Below are 24014 nucleotides of genomic sequence, written 5' to 3' on the forward strand. Positions count from 1 at the left end.
GTCTTCAGGCTTCATGCTGCCTTGGAACCCGGCAGGTGGGCGCTGGCCGGCAGACGCGAAAGTCGCACCCTTCTTCAGCTTGAAGGATCTGCTCCATAAACAGGCGCCGATAGCCCAATAGCGGTGCCTCGCTCGTCTCGGTCTTGAAAGCCTTCCGTCGCGCTTCAAGCTCCGTGTCATCCACTTCCAGGCTAAGCCGATTGTTGCTGACATCCAGCGATATGACGTCGCCATCGCGCACCAGTCCTAGTGGGCCGCCCTCGGCAGATTCCGGGGAAACATGGAGCACGACGGTACCGGCTGCGGTGCCACTCATACGTCCATCGGAGATGCGCACCATGTCTTTGACACCCTGGGCGGCCAGCTTCTTGGGGATCGGGATGTAGCCCGCTTCGGGCATGCCCGGTGCGCCCTTGGGGCCAATATTCTGCAGTATCAGCACGTCGTCAGCGTGGACATCCAGATCCGGGTCGTCGATGCGGTTTGCCAGGTCCTCAAGCCCGGTGAACACCACGGCGCGGCCGCGATGGGTCATCAACTCGGCCGAGGCGGCCGACTGCTTGATGATGGCACCGGAGGGGGCCAGATTGCCGCGCAACACCGCGATGCCACCCTGGGCATAGATGGGGCTTTGCTTGGGCCGCACGATCTTCTGGTCGATGAGGTGCACGGCATCATCGATGTTTTCACCTAATGTTTGGCCGTTGATGGTCATGGCATTCAGGTGCAATAACGGTTTTAGCTCGCGCAGCAGGGTGGGCAGACCACCGGCGCGATGCAGATCCTCCATGTAACCTTCTCCCGAGGGTTTGAGGTCCACCAGTACGGGGGTTTCCTGGCTCATACGGTCGAAGGCCTCAAGGTCGATGTCGATGCCCAGTCGCCCGGCGATGGCGGTCAAGTGAATCAATGCGTTGGTGGAACCGCCTAACGAGAGCAGAACTCGCAGGGCATTCTCGAAAGCCTCCGGGGTCAGAATCTGATCGGGGGTAACACCGGCCCGCGCAAGGGCCACGGCCTGGACGCCGGACTGTTCGGCAATGCGTTGCCGGTCGGCATAGACCGCCGGTGCGGTGGCGCTGTTGGGCAGCATGATGCCCAGCGTTTCCGCCAGGCAGGCCATGGTACTGGCGGTACCCATTACCGAGCAGGTGCCCACAGTGGGGACCAGCTTGTCGTTGACTTCGTTGATCTCCGCCTCGTCGATGTCCTTGCCGCGATAGGCAGCCCAGTAGCGGCGGCAGTCAGTGCAGGCGCCGACGCGTGTACCGCGGTGTGAGCCAGAGAGCATGGGGCCGGTGACAACCTGGACCGTCGGAACGCCAGCACTGGCGGAGGCCATCAACTGGGCGGGCACGGTCTTGTCGCAGCCGCCAATCAGTACCACGGCATCCATCGGCTGGGCGCGAATCATCTCCTCAGTATCCAACGCCATGAGATTGCGCAGGTACATGCTGGTGGGGTTGGCGAAGGACTCATGGAGGGTGATGGTCGGAAAGTCGACCGGCAGGCCGCCCGCGAGCATCACACCGCGTTTTACGCTCTCGACTAACCCCGGCACGTTACCGTGGCAGGCGTTGTAGCCGCTATAAGTATTGGCAATGCCAATGACCGGACGTGAGAGCGCGTCATCTGTATAACCCATGCCTTTGATAAAAGCCTTGCGCAGGAACAGTGAAAAGTCGGCATCGCCATAGCTGGTCAGGCGGTTGGACATACCCAGAGCCGGGCCTTCGTTACCTTGCTTGGGAGGGTGGCTGCCTTTGCTGTTGTGTTGGGAGTCCTGGCTCATCGCGGTTTCCTCAATGTTGTTCGTGGCTTGTCGGAGGTCCGTTTGCTACGGGTCTTGAACGCTAGGCTAGGCGGTAAAAATCGGCTTGGCAAGATTATTAATAATATTATTGACAATAATGTTGATAGCCAACTAAGTTGGATCATGCAAGCACGCCTTGCATGACGATGTGCAACACAACGACAAACAGCACGTGAGGAAATGACCATGCCAATTCGTAGCGCTTACCCCGCCGCTCTGCTATCCGCTCTGATGCTCTCCGGGGCGGCCCAGGCCGAATATTCAGCCACTGATGAAATCAAAGTCCTGCAAGGTTTTAAGGCGGGGGGAGGCAGTGACACGCTGGCTCAGTTGACCCAGCCGTTCTTGCGCGAGTCGCTGGATGTGGAATTTATTAATGAGTACATACCCGGGGCCACCGGGGGGATAGCCTGGACTCGCCTTGCCAAACAATCAGCTAAAGATGGCAGCGTGATCAGCATCACGAACACGCCGATGTTGATGACCAATTACATAATGAATGAAGACATCAACTACTCGATAGACGAGTTGACCCCCATCGCCAACGTGGTGACCGATCCAGGCATCATCGTGGTGCCGGAAGAGAGTCCATACGAAACACTGGAAGATTTTCTGGCGGCTGCTGAGGAAAGCCCCGGTGAGATTACTGTGGCGAACTCAGGCGTTGGCGGGGATGACTTCTTCTCCACCATCATGATTGAGAAGGCGACCGGCCTGTCCTTCCAGAAGGTACCTTTCCAGGGCGATGGCCCATCCGCGACGGCGGCCCTGGGTGAGAAAGTCGATGCCAGCTTCAACAACCTTGGCAATGTCTATGGGCATATCAAGTCGGGCAGTTTGCGCCCGCTGGCGGTATTCACCGAAGAGCGCCTGGATATCCTGCCTGATGTGCCCACCATGGTGGAAAACGATATCGATGTGGTGGCGGGTTCGTCACGCGGTTACAGCGCACCAGCGGGTATTCCGGATGAGGCTCGTGATGAGCTTATCGCTGCATTCGAAGCGTTAAAAGACGATGAGGAGTTCCAGAAGACCGCTCAGGAACGCGCTATGAACCTCGACATCCAGACCGGTGATGACTACGGCCAGATGATGCAGGACATGGAAGGTCAGTTCGAAGAAATCTGGGACGATGTAAAAGATGAGGTCGAACAATAAGGCGCTAAGTTGGAGGCACAATACGGCGTTCGAGAAGGGGGTGTGAGATGAACAAAAGTCGACTGGTATTGGGGGTTTTTGCGATTGGCTTGGCAGTGACCTTCTATGTGATTGCGCTTGGCTACCCCAATAAGGCAGCAAACATGCCTCTTATCTATTCGGTCGTCGTGGCCTTGCTAGGCGCGGCAATGGTGGGTCAGGAGGTCGTCGGCACGCTGCGTCACCGCAAGGTGTCGGCCGATGGGGCCACGGTCTCGTCCACTGAAGACGCCGCGGAGGAGACACTCGTCAACGGGCCGGAAAGCCGTAAGCCATGGAAGGCCATGCTGATCTTTCTGTTGGCCGCCGTATATCTCTACAGCATTTCAATACTGGGGTATCTGGCGGCCACGGTTGGCTTCATGGTGGCAGCGTTGGCGATCATTGGCCACGTGTCATGGCGCTTTGCCGCTATCGGCATTGTGTTGCTGGTGGCGGTGGTGTGTGCGGTTTTTATCGGTTTTCTGGGGTTACCTGTGCCGTTACTGCCGCCCTTGCTGGCTTTATAACGATACTCGCGCACTCGTCCCCCGGCTCGCCGCATAACAACTTGGAAGAGCGGGGAACGAGTGCCTGACGAAGGCTTTTGGAGTCTAGTCATATGGAAAATCTTGTTTTAGTGGGCCTGACGAACGTCATCTCGTTCACCAATATTGCCCTGATTTTAGGCGGAACGCTGCTTGGGATGTTCGTAGGTGCTATGCCTGGGCTCTCGGCGACCATGGCGCTTGCGCTGTTGCTTCCCCTCACCTTCGGCATGGACCCAGCTTCGGGGCTCAGCATGTTGGCGTCACTCTATGTCGGGGCCTCTTATGGCGGCTCAATTGCCGCTATTTTGTTGCGCACACCCGGCACCCCCTCGGCTGCCGCGACGGTACTCGATGGTTTTCCGCTGTCGCAGCAGGGGCAGGCGGGCAAGGCGCTGGGGGTGTCGCTGTTTGCCTCGTTCGCCGGTGGCCTGATGAGCGGTATCGCGCTGCTTACCGCCGCCCCCTTGCTTGGCGTTTTAGTGCTCAAGTTTGGCCCCATCGAACTATTCGCGATTGCCGTGCTGGGAATCACGATTATCGGCTCGCTTTCTCAAGGCTCGGTGGTTAGCGGGTTGCTGTCAGGGGCGCTGGGGTTATTGGTAAGCACCGTGGGCATGGACCTGATTACCGGTACACCACGGATGACCTTTGGCCTGATCAACCTGTTTTCTGGCATCGAGTTTACGGTGGCGTTAATCGGACTGTTCTCGATTCCCCAAGCGCTCATTCTGATCGAGAACGCCCACGGGACTCAGAAGGTCGCCAGCAAAATCAAGGATAGGTTGATTCCGCCGCTGGCAGAGATGCGTCGCTTATTGCCCAATATCTTTCGTTCCGGCGGTATTGGCATTATCACCGGTCTGATTCCGGGAACCGGTGGTGATACCGCGAGTTGGTTTGCCTACAACGAGGCTAAGCGCTTTGCGAAAGACAAAAGCCGTTTCGGCAAGGGGGATATCGCCGGGGTCGCCGCTCCTGAATCGGCTAACAATGCGGTGGTGGGCGGGGCCTTGATCCCGACCATCGCCCTGGGCATTCCGGGCAGCTCCTCTACCGCTATTTTATTGGGCGCCCTGATGGTGCAAGGCATTTTGCCTGGCCCTAACTTGCTGACCGATTACGGTGACGTGACCTACACCCTGATCTGGGCGGTGATCTTCGCCAACATCGGGTTATTACTGGTAGGGCTTCTGTTCACCCGGCTATGCGTTGGCGTGACGCGAGTGCCGGATAGCTTCCTTGCCTGCTCGATTATTACGCTGTGTGTGATCGGTGCCTTTGCCATCAATAACAGCTTGTTCGACGTTGGGCTGATGCTCGGTTTTGGGCTATTCGGTTACTGGCTGAACCGGGCGGGTGTGTCACCGGCGCCGATGGTGATCGGGCTGATTCTCGGGCCGGTGATGGAAAACAGCTTCCAGCAGTCGATGCTGATTGGGAATGGCAACTTTGGCATCTTTTTGACTAGCCCGATTGCCGTGGTGTTGTTCTGTATTGCCGCCTTCTCGGTACTGCAGGCGACCCCGTTTTTCCGCTGGCTGCGTGGCACGCTGCGCGGTCGAACTCAGGCAGAGTGATCTCTCTTCACGTTAAGGATTTGTGATGACAACAATAACGGAAGTGCGTGCGCGTACGGTCAATGTACCGCTGGATAACCCCACCAGCTTCTCCAATCGTCAGGTGCTTAAGCGCGACTACGTGCTGGTGGAAGTGGTGGGCGATGATGGCCATGTGGGCATTGGGTTTTGCTATGGCGGCAACAATGCGGGCTCACTGGTCGCCAATGCCGTAAGAGAATTGCTGAAACCTGTATTGGTCGGGGCGGACGCTCATGCGACAGAGGCACTGTGGCAGGCGATGTATCAGGAATCGCTGCTGCATGGCCGCAGCGGTTCGGTGATGCGTGCCATCAGTATTTTGGATACCGCGCTTTGGGATCGTAACTCCCGGGCAGCCAAACTGCCGCTCTATAAGTACCTGGGTGCCAGCGATACTCACAGCGTGCCCGCGTATGCCAGCGGGGGCTACTACCTCGATGGCAAGACGCCCGCGATGCTCGGTGAAGAAATGGCCGGCTACGTGGCAAAAGGTTTCACGGCGGTGAAGATGAAGGTGGGCCGCGAAGACCTGGCAGGCGAGGAAGCGCGGCTGGCGGCGGTGCGCGAGGCGGTAGGTCCCAATGTGCAAGTGATGATGGATGCCAACAATGCCTGGCGGGATCTGCCGTCGGCGCTGGCCTTTATGCGCATGGCTGAACCCTACGACCCGTTCTGGATCGAGGAGCCGTTTAGCCCCGACGACATCGATAATCATCGCCGCTTGGCCGAGCGCACGCCGGTGCCAGTTGCCACGGGTGAAATAGAGGCGGGCCGCTGGCGCTTCAAGGAGTTGCTGGATAAGGAGGCGGCCATGATTCTACAGACCGATGCCGCGGTGTGTGGTGGCATCACCGAGTTTCGGCGTATTGCGGCAACGGCGGCAAGCTTCGGGGTGGATATTTATCCTCATTGGTTCCACGATCTGCATATCCATCTGGTGGCCTCGGCACCCAACGTGAAGATGGTCGAGTTCTTTGCCGATGATCAAGTGCTTAATTTCAGGCGCCTGGTGGATACACAGTTGAAGTTTGTCGATGGCCAGCTATTGCTACCCACCAACCCCGGGCTTGGCTTCGGTTTTGACCAGGCTGCACTTGAGCGCTACGCCATCGAACCTTGGCAATAACCGCCTTACAACAAGGAGAATGTCATGTCTCAAGCGAGCGGAGACGTTTGGTCACCGGTGATCACCCCCTTCGGCGCCGATCTCGCGCCGGATCGGCAGCGTTTTGTGTCGCATTGCCAGTGGCTGACCTCAAACGGCGTCGGCTTGGCCGTGTTCGGCACCAACTCCGAAGCCAACTCCATGACAGTGGGTGAAAAGCAGGCGTTGTTGCATGCGTTGGTGGATGGCGGTATCGACCCCGCCAGGCTCATGCCCGGCACCGGCAACTGCGCGATTGATGACGGCGTATCGCTTACCCGCACAGCGGTTGAAGCGGGCTGCGCCGGTGTACTGATGCTACCGCCGTTTTATTACAAGGGCGTCAGCGACGAGGGTTTGTTCCGCTTCTACAGCGAGGTAATCAACCGCGTTGCTGATTCGCGCCTGCGCATCTACCTCTATCATATCCCGCCGGTCACTCAGGTGCCGCTCTCGCTGGAACTGATCGAGCGTTTACGCAACGCCTTTCCCGGCGTTATTGCTGGCATCAAGGATAGCGGTGGTGACTGGGCCCATACCCAGGTGCTGAGCGAGCGCTTTGCGGGGCAGGATTTTGCCGTCTACGCCGGTAGCGAACGGTTTCTGTTGGATACCCTGCGGGCAGGCGGCGCGGGCTGCATTAGCGCGACTGCCAACGTCAACCCAGCGGCCATCGTTGCGTTGGCGCGGCATTGGCAGGAAAGCGACGCCGACGAGCGTCAGCAGCGCCTTAACGTGGTGCGCGACCTGTTTGAACAGTATCCGCTAATTCCTGCCATGAAGGCGGCGACGGCGTATTTTTCGGGAATCGACGATTGGCAGCGCTTGCGCCCGCCCTTGGTAGAGCTTGATAACCAGCGTACCGCCGAGCTTGTATCGTCGCTTAAAGCGACGGGATTTGAGATGCAGGGTGTGGGTGAGGCGCGCCATGGCTGAGCAGACGAAACCGTGGCGTATTGTCGCCGTACGCCGGCTCAGCGAGGCCCAGCGTGCGGCGCTTTCCGAAATTGCTGAGGTCGACTACTTCGAGGACGTAAACGCATCCAACCATGCCGACTTTATGATAGCGCTTTCCAAGGCCCATGGCCTGATCGGCGGCAAACTGGAACTCAGCGACGCGATGTTAGCCCAGGCGCCCGTGCTACAAGTGGTTGCCACTATTTCGGTAGGCTATGACCATCTGCCGCTTGAAGCGCTGAATCGGCGCGGCATCCTGCTTTGTAATACACCCGATGTGCTGACGGAAACCACCGCCGATACGGCGTTTGCGCTGATCATGGCGACTCAGCGGCGTCTGGTAGAGCTTTCCAATCTTGTCCGTGAAGGCGGCTGGCAGGCGCATATTGGCCCCGAGCACTTCGGCGTTGATGTGCACGGCAAAACCCTGGGTATCGTGGGGGCAGGGCGCATTGGCGCGGCGATTGCCCGGCGCGGGGCATTGGGCTTCGGCATGCCCATCCTTTATACGGCTGCATCGCCCAAATCGGCGCTTGAGCAAGAACTAGGCGCCAAGCGTTGTGACCTTAATGAACTGTTATCTCAAGCCGATATTGTCTGCTTAAGTGTGCCTTACAATGCCGATACCCATCACCTGATTGACGCGGGTGCCCTGGCGCGGATGAAGCCAACGGCGGCGCTCGTTAACGTGGCCAGAGGTAAAGTAGTGGATGAACCCGCACTGATTGAGGCGCTTCGCTCTGGCCTAATTCGTGCTGCAGGGCTCGATGTATTCGCCGAGGAGCCATTGCCTACTGATTCGCCGCTGGCCTCCATGGCCAATGTGGTGGCCGCCCCGCATATTGGCTCGGCAACCCATGAAACGCGTGACGCCATGGCCCAGCTGGCGGTGGATAATCTGCTGGGTGCGTTGGCTGGCAGCGGCCCGCTTACCGCCGTTAATGAGCGTTTCTGGCGGCGGTCTGCGGCGACTGAGGAAACATGATGCCCCGCCGCCTGAAGCATATCCTAAGCCTTGATGATTTCGAACGGGCCGCCCGGCGGCATTTGCCGCGGCCTTTGTTTGGCTATGTGGCAAGCGTGGCCGAAGATGGCGCTACCGCCCGAGCCAGTCGGGAGGCCTTCGATAACTATGTGTTTCTGCCTCGGGCGCTGGTCAATGTTTCCGATGTATCGATGGAAACCGAGCTGTTTGGTCAACGCTATGCCTACCCGTTTGGCATCGCACCCATGGGCATTAGTGCGCTAACGGCTTATCGGGGTGACAAGGTGCTGGCGCGGGCCGCGGCCGATGCTGGCATTCCCATGATCGTCAGCGGCACTTCGCTGATTCCCATGGAGTCGCTGGCTGGACCCGACGGCTCGGATTGGTTCCAGGCCTATCTGCCCGGAACGGGAAAGGAAATTGATGCCCTGCTGGCGCGTGTCGAAAAGGCCGGATTCAGCAAGCTGGTGATCACGGTGGATTATGCCGTACCGCCCAACCCTGAAAACCACCGGCGCGCGGGGTTCTCCTCGCCACTGCGCCCCAGCCTCCGGCTTGCCTGCGATGGCTTGCTGCGGCCACGGTGGCTATTCGGGACCTTCTTAAAGACATTGTGGCACCACGGCGTGCCGCACTTCGAGAATAACGCCGCAACGCGTGGCGTGCCGGTGTTGGCAAAGAACGTGAACCGGGATTTCTCGGGCCGTCGGCATCTCGATTGGTCGACCCTTGATCGGGTACGGGCGCGCTGGGAGGGCAAGCTGATAGTCAAAGGTATCCTCCACCCTGACGATGCGCGGCGGGCCGTCAGCGCCGGTGCCGATGGGGTAATTGTCTCCAACCATGGTGGCCGGCAGTTGGATGCCACCGTGGCGCCGTTGACCATGCTGCCCGAGGTGGTGGAGGCGGTCGATGGTGCGGTGCCGGTGATGATCGACGGCAGCTTCCGGCGTGGCAGCCAGGTGCTCAAGGCGTTGTCGTTGGGCGCCAGCTTCGTGTTTCTGGGCCGACCCTTTAATTATGCGGCCAGCATCGCGGGTGAAGGTGGCGTGAAGAAAGCTGTCATGCTGCTTGGGAATGAAATAGAGCGAAATATGGCGTTACTTGGCGTAACAAGCCTGGAAGGGTTAACTAGCCACTTATTACGTAAAAATTAAACTACTCTTTCCAGGAAACGATGCCATTGCTACTAGGTACCGTACATACAAGAGAACTACGTAAAAGCAAAAAGCCGCCCTAGAAGGCGGCCTTTTAAATTCTGTAACGCGATGTTTTTAAACCACTTTATGTGGTGCCGACACCAGGAGTCGAACCCGGGACCTACTGATTACAAGTCAGTTGCTCTACCAACTGAGCTATGTCGGCTACACGCATTGTCGGCAATGGCTGGGGTACCAGGATTCGAACCTGGGAATGCCGCTACCAAAAAGCGGTGCCTTACCACTTGGCGATACCCCAGCAGTGTGGTGGCCAGAGACGGAATCGAACCGCCGACACGGGGATTTTCAATCCCCTGCTCTACCAACTGAGCTATCTGGCCGCTGCCAACGGTGCGTATTAAACAAGAATCTCGGCTTTTCGTCAACTCCTTTATAAAACTTTCCGCCTTGTCGGCAAGTTACGTGGCTTGCGTCGGTGGCACATAACCTTCGGCCTGGTCGGTTTCCTGGTTATCGAAAAAACGCTGCATCTGTTCCATCAGATAGGCGCGTGCCTCGGGGTCTAACATGTTGAGGTGCTTTTCGTTGATCAAGCGCGTTTGCAGGGCTTGCCAGTCTTCCCAGGCCTGCTTTGATACGGTTGCCTGGATTTCCTGGCCCTGCTTACCTGGCAATGGTGGGAACGGCAGTGCTTCAAGCTCTTTTTGATACTTGCGGCAAAATACGGTCTGCGTCATGGGTAGGCTCCTAAATTCAGCGGTTACCAAGCGGGTTAAGCGTGCCCTGGCGTTGACGTGAGTGAGAAAGGCGCGAGTTGATTGATCAGTAACTTCACTGGGGCGGCCAGGCCGACCTCAGACGGTTGGCTTGGATCGTACCAGGCCCCTTTTTCTCGCACGCCCTTCAGCCTATCGCAACTGACCGGCTGCGGGGTAATCGCTAAGCGAAAATGGCTGAAGGTATGCTGAAAACACGCTAACGTTGGCGCGCGTTCAGGTGCTTCTACGTTCGAATCTAGCCACGTAGTAAGTTCGCTTTGACTATCGAACTGAGGCAGGCTCCAAAGCCCGCCCCAAAGGCCGCTTGCCGGGCGTTGCTCAAGCCACACTCGCCCGTCGGGATCGTGCAGCAACAACATGATGGTTTCCCGTGTAGGCAAGGGCTTCTTCGGCTTTGATTCAGGATAGCGCTTTGTCTCACCCTGGGCGTAGGCTAGGCAGACGTCATTGAACGGGCAGTGCTCGCACAGCGGCATGCTTCGCTTACATAGCGTGGCACCAAAATCCATCATCGCCTGGGTGTAATCAGCCAGGCGTGTCTCCGGCGTGTAATAGTCAGCAAGCGCCCACAGTTTGCGCTCAACGGCTGGCTTGCCGGGCCAGCCCGGTACCGCATGCAAACGCGCCAGCGACCGCTTGACGTTACCGTCCAGAATCGCAGCGCGCTGGCCGGTGCTCTGCGCGATAATCGCGCCTGCCGTTGAGCGGCCAATCCCCGGCAGTGCGATAAGTGATTCGACGCTATCGGTAGGCAATTCACCTCCATGCGCTTCTACCGCCACCTGTGCCGCCTTATGCAGGTTGCGCGCTCGAGCATAGTAGCCAAGGCCGGTCCACAGGTGCAGCACTTCATCCTGCGGCGCTGTCGCCAGCGCCTCAAGGGTAGGAAAGCGCGCCATAAAGCGTTCAAAATAGGGGATGACGGTGGTGACCTGGGTCTGCTGCAGCATGATTTCCGAGACCCAGACGCGATAGGCGCTGCGCGGTGACTGCCAGGGCAAATCATGGCGACCGTAGCGGTCAAACCAGTCAAATAGTCGCTGTTGAAACACTTCTGCAGCCAGCCGCGGCACGGGCATGTCCGTCATGCAAGCTCCTTAATCACGCGTTGTACTGATATAAAAAAGCGCCGGTGCAAGACCGGCGCTGCACGGGCTGATTCTGATTAGTCAAATAAACGCCGCAGCCCTTCGCGCAATTCATCACCACTGCCTTCACCCAGACGCTCATCAAGGTCATCAAGCGACTCGCCAAGGCGTTTTTCAAGCTCTTCGCTTACCTGCCCACCGGCTTCCTCTTGAATAAGTTCAACGACAGCACCTTGGAAGGCGTCACGATCAAAACGGCACCACTCGCTACGCTCGTCGCTGATATGGCCTTCGCAACTCAGTGGCAACGGCAGGGCTTCAAGACGAGGATTCACCTCGCACGCTGCATCAGCGGTATCGACGAGCCGAGCGTTTGCTTGAGTATCAAACCGTTGGCTGGTGAGGTCATAGTTACCCTCTCCCTGTACGTCAATGCCCGGCACAGTGATTAACAGATCGTCGCTTTGAACCACGCCGTCTCGAATCTGAAGTGTGGCGGCAAACTCATCGAAGGCGGTATCACTCGACCAGTCACGCTCGCTTTCCTCGCCTTCCAGTTGGGCAACGAGTTCGCACATCTCTTGCGACACATTGGTCTCGAGAATAGCACCTTCCGTCAACCGCGCCTCTAAATCGCCATTCAGGTGGCGCAGCAAGGTATCCCGTTGATTACCGCGCGACGTGAGATCACCACTGAGATTCAGGCGACCGCGAAGCGGTGACGATTCATCTCCATCGCTAAGCGTCTCAATAAGCGGCGCTACCTGAACCTTACGTATTGTGGGTGAGAGCGCCCACTGTAGCTCATCCTCGCTGGCATCTATGTGACCGTTAGCCGTCAGTTCACCTTCGTAAAAGTCTGCTTCAAAATTGCTTAGCTGGTGCTGACCTTGATCCCCTTGCAACTCAACAAGGGCATCGCTGAACACCATCCCACCAAGCTCTAGCGACTCCATGCTCAGGTTGCCATTCACACTTGAAGACGCAAGCCACGCTTGGGGCAAAAGCTCGGCGGGGTCGTCAGCAACCGCGGCATTAATAAGCCCCAGGCTTGCCTGTTGCTCGGCTTCTTGACGGGGCAGGTAACGATCCAGGTTGAGCTCGTCGCCTTCAATGTCAAAATCGATATTTGAGCCATCCAACCGAGAGGCGAGTTCGCCGGTAAAGGTACTGTCGTCGACTACCAGCGATAGGCTGGGCAGCATCACCTCTTGCAGATCCCCCTCAATGGGGCTAGTCATGGCAACATCACTGAGCGCCGCCTCACTGGACGTGTTAAGCGTAACGCCTGCCCGTGACAGCCAAGGACGCAAGGTAAATGGCGCTGCCGTTAGCTGCCCCTGGTAACGCGGAGCATCGCGCAACTGCGATAAGTTAAGATGGCCGTTGACGCGCAGCTTATCAGGCCCGGTGAGCTGCAAATCCTTCAACCGCGCTGTTTGCTCCTGCCAGTCACCTTCCATGCCAAACGCAAGCGCAAGCTCTAAACCACCGTCCCAGTTCTCTGGGTGGCGCAGGCTGGTTTCTAACTTTCCGTCACTGATACTTAACTGCTGCTCACCAAGCCGGACTACGGATTCAGCCGCAGCAATATCAAGCTGTTGCGGTTCGCCCTCAGCGGCAAAGCGTGTACGCGTATTCAGTTGGGTGTTTTCCAGCACAAACTGCTGCTCTGCCAAACCAAGACGCATGCGGGTTTCAAGGTCGATGTCACTTGATATGTCGGGGACTCGCTCCAGCGCCTCGGCGTCGAGATTGTTGTGCTTGGACAACTTAAACATCGCTTTCAGCGGGAAGGGGCGAACAGGGTTGACGTTACTGCCGGAGATGTTGAGCTCTTGCACATGCCAAAGCGCTTCGGCTTGCTCATCGCGGAAGCGAATATCGGCTTCATTAATATCGACACTGGCAATACTTAGCACTACCGCAAGACTGCCAGCATCGGCATTAGGCCCGGCGCTCGCCGGCGCCAGCACGGTTTCCGCTTCCTCGCTTTGTTCTACCAGCCTATCCAACAGCGGCTCCCAGTTACCCTCCCCGTCGGCATTGCGCTTCAAATTTAAACGCACGCCGTTCAGGGTTAAGCCATCGACGGCAATTTCACCACGCAGTAACGGCGCAAAAGCAACGCTGACTTCAGCACGTTCTACCGCTGCAAACGCCGTATCTTCCTCATCCTGAGCGGGCAGCCATGCATTGGCGGTTTCTACGCTGACGCCAATACGCGGATAAAACGACCAGTTAATCGGCCCATCCAGATCCAGGTTCAAGCCCGTTTGCTTTTCGACCACCGCGGTTAAGCGCGGCTTAAAGTCTTCCGGGTCTAAAAATGTCGTCACGTAAACCACAGCGGCGACGGCCACAATGGCTAAAATGCCGACCGCAGCCAGCATAATGCGTAATAATTGCCTCATTACCCTTTTCCTTGTGGGTCTAATTCAACAAAATCGCTGGTCACCGGGCCCCCTGAAGAGGCCTGCTCAGTGTTTGCGACCGCCCGGTAGCCCAGTTTTGACAACAAGACACGGTCTGCCAATGGCAGCGACGAGGTGGCGATGCGTAAAACGCGTCCATCTTGCTTGGCTTTTTCGCCGAGTAGCGCCATCAGTCTGGAGCCTACGCCCCGGCGCCGCGTTGCTTTGCGCACACATAAGTCCGATAGCCACCACGCACCATCCTGCGCCTCTTTAATGGCAACAGCACCTAATAACCGGTCGTTAAAATGCGCGCAGCCAAAAAAATGTTGCTGCAGATGCTGTTCGATAAAAGGCTCGACTGTTTGAGTTGGTATTCGATCTTGGGGCGCGTCGTAATAAATGCGTACGAGGTCAAGGCGCACTTGCTCATCGGCTTGCCAACGGGCTTGGTCGACGTAGTGCAGTGTCACCGGCATGGATATATTCCTCATTACAAATGCAGCAAAGCTGCTTTTTATTCGCATTGTAAGGCGGTTACCTTTTGCGCATTGTAGCGGATAGGGGCACCGATTCACTATAATGGCTGCTTTGCCAACGGATTTGCCCTTATCGCTCGGTGGTATTGTTCATTTGGGCCATCGGCTTTCTTCTAGAGTGCGCAATAGCGCAGGAGTTGCATGATGTCAGCGCGTATCGCCACGGTAAGCCGTGACACCAACGAAACGCAGATCAGCGTCAGCGTCAATCTTGACGGCGAAGGCCGTCTGACATGCCAAACCGGAGTCCCCTTCTTCGATCACATGCTCGACCAAGTGGCTCGCCATGGCATGATAGATCTCGACATCAACGCAAAGGGCGACCTGCATATCGATGATCATCACACAGTCGAAGATGTGGGCATCACGCTTGGCCAGGCATTTTTCGATGCCGTGGGCGACAAGCGCGGCATTTATCGCTATGGCCATGCGTATGTGCCGCTGGATGAAGCGCTTTCCCGGGTGGTGGTCGACTTCTCCGGACGCCCTGGCCTGTATATGAATGCCGATTTTACGCGCGATACTATCGGCCACTTCGAGACCCAATTGGTCAGCGAATTTTTCCAGGGCTTTGTGAACCACGCGCGCGTCACGTTGCACATCGACAACCTCAAAGGCCTGAACGCTCACCACCAGGCTGAGACCATTTTCAAAGCCTTTGGCCGGGCACTGCGCATGGCGGTTAGCGAAGATCCGCGCATGACGGGCCAAATGCCCTCCACCAAGGGAAGCTTATAATACCCGGCAGCCGCGTTGGCGACTCGCTGTTACCTTCCTCTGTCTACCTCCACAAGGAGCGCTTAATGACCATTGCTGTAATCGACTATGGAATGGGTAACCTGCACTCGGTAGCAAAGGCACTTGAGCACGTTACCCATGAAAACGTGGTCATTACGCGTGACCCGCGGCGTATTTTAGGTGCCACCCGCTTGGTATTACCTGGCCAGGGAGCGATCCGCGACTGCGTCGGCGAGCTGGAGCGTACCGAGCTACGCGGGTTGGTCGACGACATCCTCACTCGCCAAGCCAAACCGCTACTGGGCATCTGTGTGGGCCAACAAATGTTGCTGGAGCGCAGCGAAGAAAACGGCGGTGTTGACTGCTTAGGCTTTTTCCCAGGCAATGTAAATCGCTTTCCAGCCACTATGCGTGACCAACACGACCAGCGTCTTAAAGTGCCGCATATGGGGTGGAATTTGCTAGACCAGCGCCAACCACACCCGTTATGGGAAGGCATTGAGCAACACGAGCATTTCTATTTTGTGCATAGCTACTATGTGGAAGCGGCAGATGACGCCCACGTATTTGGCACCACGCAGTATGGCAGTGTGAATGCCCACGTCGCCATCGGCCGCGACAGCACCTTCGCCGTGCAGTTTCACCCCGAGAAAAGCGCTCGTGCAGGCCTACGCCTACTAGAAAACTTTGTCACCTGGACGCCCTGAGAGGTTTGAGTATGTTGGTAATTCCCGCGATTGATCTCAAAGACGGCCAGTGTGTCCGCTTGAAGCAGGGCCGAATGAATGACGCGACGTCCTATGGCGATGACCCCGTTGCAATGGCAGCCCGCTGGGTGGACGCAGGGGCACGCCGCCTGCACCTGGTCGACTTGAACGGCGCCTTCGAAGGCAAGCCTGTGAATGGCGATGCGGTGACCGCGATTGCCCGCGCCTACCCTAATCTCCCCATTCAGATTGGCGGCGGTATTCGCTCGGCCGAGACCATTGAGCATTATCTCGAGGCTGGCGTTTCGTATGTGATCATCGGCACCAAAGCGGTGAAGGAGCCGGATTTCGTCACCGATATGTGCCGCGCCTTTCCGGGCCATGTGATTGTCGGACTTGATGCAAAAGAGGGGTTTGTGGCCACCGACGGTTGGGCAGAGGTCTCCACCATCAAGGCCACCGATCTCGCCAAACGCTTTGCTGACGACGGTGTATCAAGCATTGTTTACACCGACATTGCCCGCGACGGCATGATGCAAGGTGTTAATGTCGAGGCGACCGCCCAACTGGCCCGCGAAGGGGGTCTACCGGTCATTGCCTCAGGTGGCGTGACCAACCTTGATGACATCAAAGCTCTCTGCGAGGTCGCTGATAGCGGGATTCTGGGCGCCATCACCGGCCGCGCGATTTATGAAGGCAGCCTTGACGTTGCCGATGCTCAGCGCCTGAGCGACCAGCTGACGGGAGGCCGTACATGAGTCTCGCCAAACGCATTATCCCCTGCCTGGACGTTGATGCAGGCAGGGTCGTCAAAGGCGTAAATTTCGTGGGTATCCGCGATGCTGGCGACCCTGTCGAAATCGCCAAGCGCTACAATCAGCAGGGCGCCGATGAGATCACCTTCCTGGATATCACCGCGAGCCACGAAGACCGCGCCACCACGGTCGATATGGTGGAGCGTATTGCCGGTGAAGTGTTTATCCCGCTCACCGTGGGTGGGGGGATTCGCAGCTGCGACGATATTCGCACCATGCTGAATGCGGGCGCCGATAAAGTCTCCATCAACACAGCGGCGGTGACTAACCCTGATTTTGTTTATGAAGCGGCTGAGCGCTTCGGCAGCCAGTGTATTGTTGTGGCTATTGATGCCAAAAAAGTATCCAGCGAAGGCGAGTCCCCGCGCTGGGAAATTTTCACCCATGGCGGACGCCGCCCGACCGGCTTGGATGCCATTGAGTGGGCGCAGAAAATGGTCGCTCTGGGGGCAGGTGAGTTACTGCTTACCAGCATGGATCGCGACGGCACCAAATCAGGCTTTGACCTGGGCGTTACCCATGCCATTGCGGAAGCGGTTAGCGTACCGGTGATTGCATCAGGCGGGGTGGGGAACTTGGACCATCTGGTTGATGGGGTGTTGAAAGGTGGGGCTGACGCCGTGTTAGCTGCCAGCATTTTCCATTTTGGTGAATACACCATCCCTGAGGCCAAACGCTATATGGCCGAACGCGGCATCGATATGCGTTTATAGTCCGCTCAAGGTCGCCGATGCCTTCTTCGGCGGCCAGATTATGCCTCTTCCAGCGATAACCCCAAATTACTGACACCGCCATTGCGCCCTAGTACGCGAATGGCTTTCAGAGTCTCCTTGTTGAGCGGTTGTGATACTTCTTCCAGCACCGCGTCCTGGAAGTTATTTTCGTCTTCGGTCAGCGGGTGGTCGCGGATCAGCAACGCCAGCGCATTGGCATCTTCTTCGCCTTCGGTTAGCTCGATAAAGGCACGCACACCAGCCCGGGAGGTGCGGCTGACATCGAGCACGGCTTCGGTGGACTCATCCTGCAGCGTATCCAGCAATGCCGATATCGCCACTACTGCATCTAATGCCCGGCGCGCGCCAAAGCTTTCGTCGTCTTCGGGCGGCTCACATTCGGCCAGTTTTTCTGCCTGACGCGCAAAATCAATACTCGCATTAGGCACACTAAGTCGCTCCCAGACCAAATTGAGCACAGCCCGCAGCGTATGCCCATCTCCATGCCCTGTGGTTTGTTCATAAAGCGCATAGTTAGGCAGGAGCCGCTCACAGAGCGCGGCCATAAACGCTTGCTGAGCGGCTAACGGCAACTGCTGGAGCCGTTGATAAAATCCGGGGGGATTAGTGGACGCCATACGATTTTCCTAAATTGTCTTACTCAAGTTATTGGTGATATTGGGACTATACGTTATCGTCACAATCGTGTCGGCAGCCTCTGTTGACACATTCGCGTACGGCCGGCGAGGAGATTACCATGCACATCCATCTGCTACAGCACGGCCCAGACCATGGTCCAGCCCGGTTAACAGACTGGCTAACCAGTATGGGGCATAGCTATACCATTTTTCATCTCTACAACGAGGAATTAGCCCCAAGGGTCAGCGACAGTGACGCTCTTATTGTGCTTGATGGACCGGACAGCTTCGTCGAGCAACCGCCGGACTGGTTCAAAGCCGAAAGTAAGCTGATTAACCGCTATCTCGATGGCCAAAAGCCTTTGCTGGGTATTGGCTTAGGAGCGCTTTGGGTCGCCGACGCGCTAGGCAGCGTAGTCGCCCTCGGCACTTACCCCGAATCGGGCTGGCACACCATTCACCTGGCACCGGAAAGTCCCCTGGACCTCCCCGAACAGTTCGATGCCTTTATGTGGCACCATTATATATTCAGCCTGCCCGACAACGCCTTACCCTGCGGAGGTAGCGAAGCAGCACCGCTTCAGGGTTTCAGTTGGGACGCGGGCCGTGTAATCGGGCTGCTATGTCATCTTGAAGTCACGCAGCAAAGCGTCGAACCACTGCTGGCGCATCATCCACTCAGCGCAGGACGCCGCGATTTCATTCAGTCTGATGCGGATATACGCCAAAGCCCCAAACGCTTTGACTCGCTGGCCGCTCTGCTTGACCGATTAATGAGCCAGTGGCTTCGCCCCGCCTCACCCTAAATCAGTGGACTGCTGCTTGGTCAAGGCTCCATTGGCGGGCAGCAGCTAGGCAGCTTTCCCAATCCCCGGCATGGTATTCCAGCACGCCAGCGTCTCGCTGGCGCTGTAAATGATAGCGGTACATTGGGTCATAATATTCCGTCAGCAGCGGGGCCAACCAAGCTTCATGTGCTTGAGGGTTGCCGTGTTCGTGCGCCGTGAAGGCCAGTGACTGAAGCCGTTGAAGCCGTTGCAACCTGGCGCTTCCTAGCCGTTTCTTCAAGCGGATCAATGCGTTACTAAGCTGCTGGCACATACGCTGCCACCCTTCTTCGGGTCCGTAGCGCAACTGGTAAGCGTGTTCAAGATCGAGAATATAGTCACGCTGCAGCTGTTCCAACCGCCAATCCAGCGGCATTTCCACGCGTATGCGTATCGCACACGCCATTGTCTCCCAAAAGCTGAGCGGCACGTTCACTTCACCAATTTGCCGTGATTCATCTTCAACCACCAACGGGCCTGGGAGTGCCAGCAATCGCTTTGACAAACGGTGTTCAAAGTCGATTTGGCAAGGCGGTGGTTCAGGTGAACGCCCAAACGCCGAACCTTTGTGCTGGGCAAACCCTTCTAGATCAACGCCGTTGGCTAATCGATTAATCAGTACCGTTTTAGCGCAGCCCGTTAGCCCTGCCACCACTAACAGTGGTTGTTGAGCGGCTACGTCTATTTGGGCGATCAGACGTTGGCGCAGCGCTTTCCAGCCCCCTGCGATACGCGGCCTGACCAAGCCTGTATCGGCAAGCCACTGCTGGGCAATTTGCGACCGCAAGCCACCGCGAAAGCAGTAAATGATCGCTTCGGGGTGGTGACTCACATAATCTCGCCAAGCCGCTACGCGGGCCTCTTTGACAGTTCCGTTCACCAAGTCGTTACCCAGGGCAATCGCCGCTTGCTGCCCCTGCTCTTGGTAAGCGATACCTACTTGATGGCGCTCATCGTCAACCATCAATGGCAGATTGACAGCGCCAGGCAAAGCACCCTTGGCAAACTCAACGGGCGCGCGTACGTCGATCAACGGGCACTCTTTTTGAATGAGACGGGTATCAGCAGGAACGGTCGGTAGGTTCACCCGATGACCTCAATCAGTGCCTCCCCCTGAGGCTTTTTCAGCGTACCAAACGGCTGCAAGTCCAAACCGTAGGTACGCCCAATGCGTTCTACGTCGTCTTCCCAAGCAGGGTCCACAGCTAGAAGTAGCCCACCTGACGTTTGCGGATCGCACAGCCACTGCCAATGAGCGTCATCCATGTTGGGCAGCGCGCTTCCCAGCGCATCGCGATTGCGCTGGGAGCCACCAGGCACCGCTCCTTGGCGGCGATAGCTTTCTGCTTCAGCCAAACGTGGTAACCGGCGAAAATCGATCTGTGCCATGACCTGGCTCGCGCGGCACATTTCGGCCAAATGACCTGCCAGGCCAAAGCCTGTTACATCGGTCATTGCATTAACGCCTTTAACATCAGCAAGCGGCACGCCAATTCGATTGGATTGCAGCATGGTTTCACGGGCCAATCCGTGGTGCCCCGCCGCTAAAAGGCCACGTTTCTCGGCCGTGGTCAGCATACCGACGCCAATCGGTTTGGTAAGGAACAACAAGTCACCGGGCTTGGCATGAGAATTTAGCTTCAACTTATCAAGTTCCACCAAGCCATTCACCGCCAGCCCAAAAATGGGCTCGGGCGCATCAATGGAATGTCCGCCCGCCAACGCGACCCCCAACTCGCGGCAAACCGCTTGTGCCCCGGCCACCACATCACCGGCAATGTCAGCACTCAATTTATCCAGCGGCCAGCCTAAAATCCCCAGCGCCATAACCGGCGTACCGCCCATGGCGTAGACGTCACTGATCGCATTAGTGGCCGCAATGCGCCCAAAATCAAACGGATCATCGACAATCGGCATAAAAAAATCAGTGGTGGCAATCATGCCGCGGCCGTCACCCAAGTCATAAACGGCCGCGTCTTCGCGCCCCTGATTACCGACAATAAGTCGTTTGCTCGCGGCCGCAGGGCCTGCTTTGGAAAGAATATGATCCAATACATCCGGGGCAATTTTACAGCCACAGCCCGCACCATGGCTGTATTGCGTTAATCGAATAGAACTCATGGCGTCTCTCCTTGGCTCATTGATATCACTTTAGTGTACCCCAAGCGCTTAACTTTAGAGGGCATCGAGCGCATCGCTCAATTTATCCACAGCGATAACCTCCATTCCTTTTGGCGGTTGTTTCGGGGCATTGGCGCGTGGCACGATCGCCCGCTGAAAACCATGTTTGGCCGCCTCGGCAATACGCTCTTGTCCACTGGGCACCGGACGTATTTCACCCGACAGCCCAACTTCGCCGAACACGACTAGCTCCCGGGGTAGTGCACGATTTTGCAGGCTAGAAACAACCGCTAAGAGCACGGCAAGATCAGCGCTGGTTTCAAGTACTTTGACACCCCCCACGACGTTTAAAAATACGTCTTGGTCGCCAGTAAACAAGCCACCATGGCGATTAAGGACGGCCAGGAGCATCGCCAATCGATTAGGGTCTAGCCCAACCGCAACACGGCGAGGATTACCCAACGCCGACTCATCGACCAAGGCTTGCACTTCTACCAATATAGGCCGTGTGCCTTCCCACACCACCATCACCAAACTGCCTGGGGCTTGCTCTTCCTGCCGTGATAAAAAGATGGCGCTGGGGTTTTTGACCTCTTTCAGCCCCTGCTCAAGCATGGCGAACACCCCCAGCTCATTCACCGCGCCGAAGCGATTTTTCTGGCCACGTAGCGTACGAAAACGTGAGTCGGCCCCACCTTCCAGTAACAGCGAGGCATCAATCATATGCTCAAGCACTTTAGGGCCTGCCAACGTGCCGTCTTTGGTGACATGTCCAACTAACAGAAGCACGGTATTCGTTTGTTTGGCAAAACGCGTCAACGCCGCGGCAGACTCACGTACCTGGGCAACCCCTCCCGGCGCTGAGGCAATATCTTCAAGATGCATGGTTTGGATCGAATCGATCACCAGAATCTCAGGTTTCTCGCGCTCGGCCACGGCAAGAATGGTTTCCACGCTGGTTTCCGCCAGCATCTTCAACCCCTGGGTAGGCAACTGAAGCCGATGGGCGCGCATGGCCACTTGGGAAAGCGACTCTTCTCCCGTTACGTAGATAATACGCCGTTGTTGGGCCAGTTTGCAGGCCGTCTGCAGCAGCAGCGTCGACTTTCCGGCTCCAGGGTTACCGCCCAGTAGAACCGCTGAACCAGGCACCAGCCCACCACCCAGCACGCGATCAAACTCAGCAAACGTCGACGTCAGGCGAGGCACTTCACTAAGGTCCACCTGCCCCAGGTCTACAATTTGTCGGGAGTGGTCCCCGGCGTAGCCAGCGCGGCCAGAGCCAGTGGCACCACTACCAGGGCGAGCGCTGGCTAAACGCACCTCACTTAGTGTGTTCCATTCCTGGCAGCTGGAGCACTGCCCTTGCCATTTACGATATTCCGCACCGCATTCAGTGCATACGAAGGCGCTTTTGGCTTTTGCCACCGCAGTGGGTCTCCTTTTTATTCATTACATACACAAAAGGCGGCCAGTGGCCGCCTTTACACGTGTAACGGTATACCTTATTGGCGTTTAAGCTGTAGGGTTTCACCGTTTTCAAAACGACGGCGCTCAGGGTCAATTAACTCCAAGGTGCTGTCGTCGATACGTAAAAAGTAATAGATTTGGCCGTCGCCATCAGGGGTCAGCTCGTAAACAGTGGCATCGGGATCCGACGGTGTTCCACTGAGCACTTCCCAATTACCTTCGTAATTTTCGTCGGGTGGGCTTTGCGGATGGTTGCGATAGGCCGCATTGAGGCTAAAGGTCCGCTCTTCCGCCGTACTTTCTTCTTCACCTTCCAGAACCACATCAAGATCAATGCCATCGCAGTTACGGCATGGCAGTGAGCCTTGATAGTTTGCCTCCGCACTAGCGGACTCTTCTTCGCCCTGCTCCATCGGGCCGCTCGCGCAGCCAGCCATAAGTGCCAACATAGCCGAACCGGCTAGCAAACTCCTGAGTTGCATTGGGTCTCTCCTTATCGTGTTGGACATTTTCTCAGTTACGCGCACTTGTGACAGCATAACGCCTACAAGGTGCAACGCCCACCCCTGTGATCCGAATGCTTGCGCTAAGTTAGCCTTCAAGCGACCATGGGTAACCTTGCTAGGATAATCAGGTTACCCTCATGAGCCAATATTGGAGTCCGGCCGTTCGCACACTAACGCCTTACGTACCCGGTGAGCAGCCACGCGAGCAACTTGTAAAGCTCAATACCAACGAAAACCCTTACCCGCCTGCTCCAGGCGTCGGCGCAGCGCTGCGCGATTATGCGACGGATCACTTACGCCTATATCCTGACCCAACCTCTGCAGCGCTGCGTGAAGCGCTGGCGGAGACGTTTAAAGTAGCCAGCAGCCAAGTGTTTGTCGGTAATGGTTCCGATGAAGTGCTGGCCTTTGCCTTTCAGGCTTTTTTCCGCCATGGCGCGCCGCTAGACGTCCCCTCGATTACCTATAGTTTCTATCCCGTTTACGCCAATCTTTATGGCGTTGAGTTGCGTAAGCATCCGCTCAACAAGCAGTGGGAAGTCGATATTGATGCGCTTGCGGCGGGTACTGATCGTAGCGGCGTTATCTTCGCCAACCCGAATGCGCCGACAGGCCACGCGCACTCATTGGAGGCTATCGAGACACTGCTTAAGCGGGTCACGGACCGTGTGGTGCTGGTGGATGAGGCGTATGTCGATTTCGGCGCTGAGAGTGCAGTGGCGCTGGTTGACCGCTATCCTAACCTGCTCGTCACTGGTACATTTTCTAAATCCCGCAGTCTAGCAGGCTTACGCTTGGGCTATGCAGTGGGCTCCGAGGAACTGATTGATGGCTTGCTGCGGGTAAAAGACTCCTTTAACTCTTACCCAGTGGATAGCTTGGCAAGCTTAGTCGGCATCGCCGCACTGAAAGATGTAGAGCATTTCGAAGCCTGCCGCGAACATGTTATCACCACGCGTGAACGTACTCGTCAGCGGCTCGAAGCGTTGGGGTTTGAGGTATTGCCCTCCAAGGCTAACTTTTTACTTGCTCAGCATTCTGATTATGCGGGTGCACTGTTATTTGCCGGTCTACGCGAACGCGGCATTCTGGTGCGTCACTTTAACACCTCAGCGCTCAATAACTTTCTGCGTATCACCATCGGCACCGATGACGAGATGGATAGCTTGATTGAGGCACTAGAAGCGATCTGCGCTTAACTTTTTCTTTTCTAAGTCTTACTTTGGGCGGCGCAGGCCGCCTTTTGTCAGCTGTTTTTCTTCCGCCCAACAAAAA

The 24014-nt window shown here is 56.8% G+C and carries 23 protein-coding genes and 3 tRNA genes; 13 read left to right on the forward strand and 13 right to left on the reverse strand.

Annotated elements, in window-relative coordinates; all coding sequences use genetic code 11:
- Nucleotides 1–4: 4 nt before the first annotated feature.
- Nucleotides 5–1792 carry an IlvD/Edd family dehydratase gene (locus tag CPH17_RS10160; RefSeq protein ID WP_082934284.1) on the reverse strand — a complete coding sequence of 596 codons (1788 nt, stop codon included), beginning with the start codon at nucleotides 1790–1792 and terminating at the stop codon, nucleotides 5–7.
- A 207-nt stretch (nucleotides 1793–1999) separates the two neighbouring features.
- Between CPH17_RS10160 and CPH17_RS10165 the strand changes: the two genes are divergently transcribed.
- The 7 genes from CPH17_RS10165 (at nucleotide 2000) to CPH17_RS10195 (ending at nucleotide 9381) form a co-directional block, all read left to right on the forward strand.
- The gene (locus CPH17_RS10165) at nucleotides 2000–2971 is read left to right on the forward strand and encodes a Bug family tripartite tricarboxylate transporter substrate binding protein (protein WP_074397621.1); all 972 of its coding nucleotides are present in this window, start codon (nucleotides 2000–2002) and stop codon (nucleotides 2969–2971) included.
- A 47-nt stretch (nucleotides 2972–3018) separates the two neighbouring features.
- Entirely contained in the window at nucleotides 3019–3519 is a 501-nt protein-coding gene (locus CPH17_RS10170; RefSeq protein WP_074397622.1) for a tripartite tricarboxylate transporter TctB family protein, read from the forward strand.
- A gap of 92 nt (nucleotides 3520–3611) precedes the next feature.
- A complete protein-coding gene (locus CPH17_RS10175; protein WP_074397623.1) occupies nucleotides 3612–5117 on the forward strand; it encodes a tripartite tricarboxylate transporter permease in 1506 nt (501 codons plus the stop codon).
- 25 nt (nucleotides 5118–5142) lie between these two features.
- On the forward strand, nucleotides 5143–6264 hold the full coding sequence (locus tag CPH17_RS10180; protein ID WP_074397624.1) for a mandelate racemase/muconate lactonizing enzyme family protein: 1122 nt from the start codon (nucleotides 5143–5145) through the stop codon (nucleotides 6262–6264).
- A 24-nt stretch (nucleotides 6265–6288) separates the two neighbouring features.
- Complete coding sequence (locus tag CPH17_RS10185; RefSeq protein ID WP_074397625.1) at nucleotides 6289–7218, forward strand: dihydrodipicolinate synthase family protein; 930 nt, start codon at nucleotides 6289–6291, stop codon at nucleotides 7216–7218.
- The gene (locus tag CPH17_RS10190; protein ID WP_074397626.1) at nucleotides 7211–8224 is read left to right on the forward strand and encodes a 2-hydroxyacid dehydrogenase; all 1014 of its coding nucleotides are present in this window, start codon (nucleotides 7211–7213) and stop codon (nucleotides 8222–8224) included. Before CPH17_RS10185 ends, CPH17_RS10190 begins: the two co-directional genes overlap by 8 nt.
- Complete coding sequence (locus CPH17_RS10195) at nucleotides 8224–9381, forward strand: alpha-hydroxy acid oxidase (protein ID WP_231896473.1); 1158 nt, start codon at nucleotides 8224–8226, stop codon at nucleotides 9379–9381. The genes CPH17_RS10190 and CPH17_RS10195 overlap by 1 nt, the downstream gene beginning before the upstream one ends.
- Nucleotides 9382–9513: 132 nt before the next feature.
- On the opposite strand, the gene CPH17_RS10200 is transcribed toward CPH17_RS10195, so the two are convergent.
- The 7 genes from CPH17_RS10200 to CPH17_RS10230 all read right to left on the reverse strand — a co-directional run bounded on the left by CPH17_RS10200 (nucleotide 9514) and on the right by CPH17_RS10230 (nucleotide 14144).
- A tRNA-Thr gene (locus tag CPH17_RS10200) sits at nucleotides 9514–9589 on the reverse strand.
- Between the two features lie 18 nt (nucleotides 9590–9607).
- Nucleotides 9608–9682 (reverse strand) — tRNA-Gln (locus CPH17_RS10205).
- 6 nt (nucleotides 9683–9688) lie between these two features.
- Nucleotides 9689–9764 (reverse strand) — tRNA-Phe (locus CPH17_RS10210).
- Between the two features lie 78 nt (nucleotides 9765–9842).
- Nucleotides 9843–10121 (reverse strand): oxidative damage protection protein, encoded by a 279-nt coding sequence (locus tag CPH17_RS10215; RefSeq protein WP_074397628.1) that lies wholly within the window; start codon nucleotides 10119–10121, stop codon nucleotides 9843–9845.
- Between the two features lie 35 nt (nucleotides 10122–10156).
- The gene (mutY, locus tag CPH17_RS10220; protein ID WP_096299386.1) at nucleotides 10157–11251 is read right to left on the reverse strand and encodes an A/G-specific adenine glycosylase; all 1095 of its coding nucleotides are present in this window, start codon (nucleotides 11249–11251) and stop codon (nucleotides 10157–10159) included.
- A 77-nt stretch (nucleotides 11252–11328) separates the two neighbouring features.
- On the reverse strand, nucleotides 11329–13665 hold the full coding sequence (locus tag CPH17_RS10225; RefSeq protein ID WP_096299388.1) for an AsmA family protein: 2337 nt from the start codon (nucleotides 13663–13665) through the stop codon (nucleotides 11329–11331).
- Nucleotides 13665–14144, reverse strand: coding sequence for a GNAT family N-acetyltransferase (locus CPH17_RS10230; protein ID WP_074397631.1), 480 nt, complete (start codon nucleotides 14142–14144; stop codon nucleotides 13665–13667). The genes CPH17_RS10225 and CPH17_RS10230 overlap by 1 nt, the downstream gene beginning before the upstream one ends.
- A gap of 204 nt (nucleotides 14145–14348) precedes the next feature.
- Here CPH17_RS10230 and hisB point away from each other — a divergent pair, with 204 nt between their 5' ends.
- From hisB to hisF, 4 genes are all read left to right on the forward strand, one after another.
- Complete coding sequence (gene hisB / locus CPH17_RS10235) at nucleotides 14349–14942, forward strand: imidazoleglycerol-phosphate dehydratase HisB (protein WP_074397632.1); 594 nt, start codon at nucleotides 14349–14351, stop codon at nucleotides 14940–14942.
- 65 nt (nucleotides 14943–15007) lie between these two features.
- Entirely contained in the window at nucleotides 15008–15649 is a 642-nt protein-coding gene (hisH, locus tag CPH17_RS10240) for an imidazole glycerol phosphate synthase subunit HisH (protein WP_074397633.1), read from the forward strand.
- Between the two features lie 11 nt (nucleotides 15650–15660).
- The gene (gene hisA / locus CPH17_RS10245) at nucleotides 15661–16407 is read left to right on the forward strand and encodes a 1-(5-phosphoribosyl)-5-[(5-phosphoribosylamino)methylideneamino]imidazole-4-carboxamide isomerase (RefSeq protein ID WP_074397634.1); all 747 of its coding nucleotides are present in this window, start codon (nucleotides 15661–15663) and stop codon (nucleotides 16405–16407) included.
- On the forward strand, nucleotides 16404–17177 hold the full coding sequence (gene hisF, locus CPH17_RS10250; RefSeq protein ID WP_074397635.1) for an imidazole glycerol phosphate synthase subunit HisF: 774 nt from the start codon (nucleotides 16404–16406) through the stop codon (nucleotides 17175–17177). Before hisA ends, hisF begins: the two co-directional genes overlap by 4 nt.
- Nucleotides 17178–17215: 38 nt before the next feature.
- Here the strand turns inward: hisF and CPH17_RS10255 are convergent, their stop codons facing one another.
- Entirely contained in the window at nucleotides 17216–17815 is a 600-nt protein-coding gene (locus CPH17_RS10255) for a YjaG family protein (RefSeq protein ID WP_074397636.1), read from the reverse strand.
- Nucleotides 17816–17934: 119 nt separating this feature from the next.
- Here CPH17_RS10255 and CPH17_RS10260 point away from each other — a divergent pair, with 119 nt between their 5' ends.
- The gene (locus CPH17_RS10260) at nucleotides 17935–18621 is read left to right on the forward strand and encodes a type 1 glutamine amidotransferase (RefSeq protein ID WP_074397637.1); all 687 of its coding nucleotides are present in this window, start codon (nucleotides 17935–17937) and stop codon (nucleotides 18619–18621) included.
- A gap of 1 nt (nucleotide 18622) precedes the next feature.
- On the opposite strand, the gene mnmH is transcribed toward CPH17_RS10260, so the two are convergent.
- The 4 genes from mnmH to CPH17_RS10280 form a co-directional block, all read right to left on the reverse strand.
- The gene (mnmH, locus tag CPH17_RS10265) at nucleotides 18623–19729 is read right to left on the reverse strand and encodes a tRNA 2-selenouridine(34) synthase MnmH (RefSeq protein ID WP_074397638.1); all 1107 of its coding nucleotides are present in this window, start codon (nucleotides 19727–19729) and stop codon (nucleotides 18623–18625) included.
- Entirely contained in the window at nucleotides 19726–20763 is a 1038-nt protein-coding gene (selD, locus tag CPH17_RS10270) for a selenide, water dikinase SelD (protein WP_074397639.1), read from the reverse strand. The genes mnmH and selD overlap by 4 nt, the downstream gene beginning before the upstream one ends.
- 54 nt (nucleotides 20764–20817) lie before the next feature.
- Entirely contained in the window at nucleotides 20818–22191 is a 1374-nt protein-coding gene (radA, locus tag CPH17_RS10275) for a DNA repair protein RadA (protein WP_074397640.1), read from the reverse strand.
- A 77-nt stretch (nucleotides 22192–22268) separates the two neighbouring features.
- Nucleotides 22269–22715 carry a copper resistance protein NlpE N-terminal domain-containing protein gene (locus CPH17_RS10280; protein WP_074397641.1) on the reverse strand — a complete coding sequence of 149 codons (447 nt, stop codon included), beginning with the start codon at nucleotides 22713–22715 and terminating at the stop codon, nucleotides 22269–22271.
- 161 nt (nucleotides 22716–22876) lie between these two features.
- Here CPH17_RS10280 and hisC point away from each other — a divergent pair, with 161 nt between their 5' ends.
- Complete coding sequence (gene hisC / locus CPH17_RS10285; RefSeq protein WP_074397642.1) at nucleotides 22877–23938, forward strand: histidinol-phosphate transaminase; 1062 nt, start codon at nucleotides 22877–22879, stop codon at nucleotides 23936–23938.
- Nucleotides 23939–24014: the final 76 nt, after the last annotated feature.

The sequence above is a fragment of the Halomonas sp. hl-4 genome (genome assembly GCF_900215475.1).
Classification (GTDB): Bacteria; Pseudomonadota; Gammaproteobacteria; order Pseudomonadales; family Halomonadaceae; genus Vreelandella.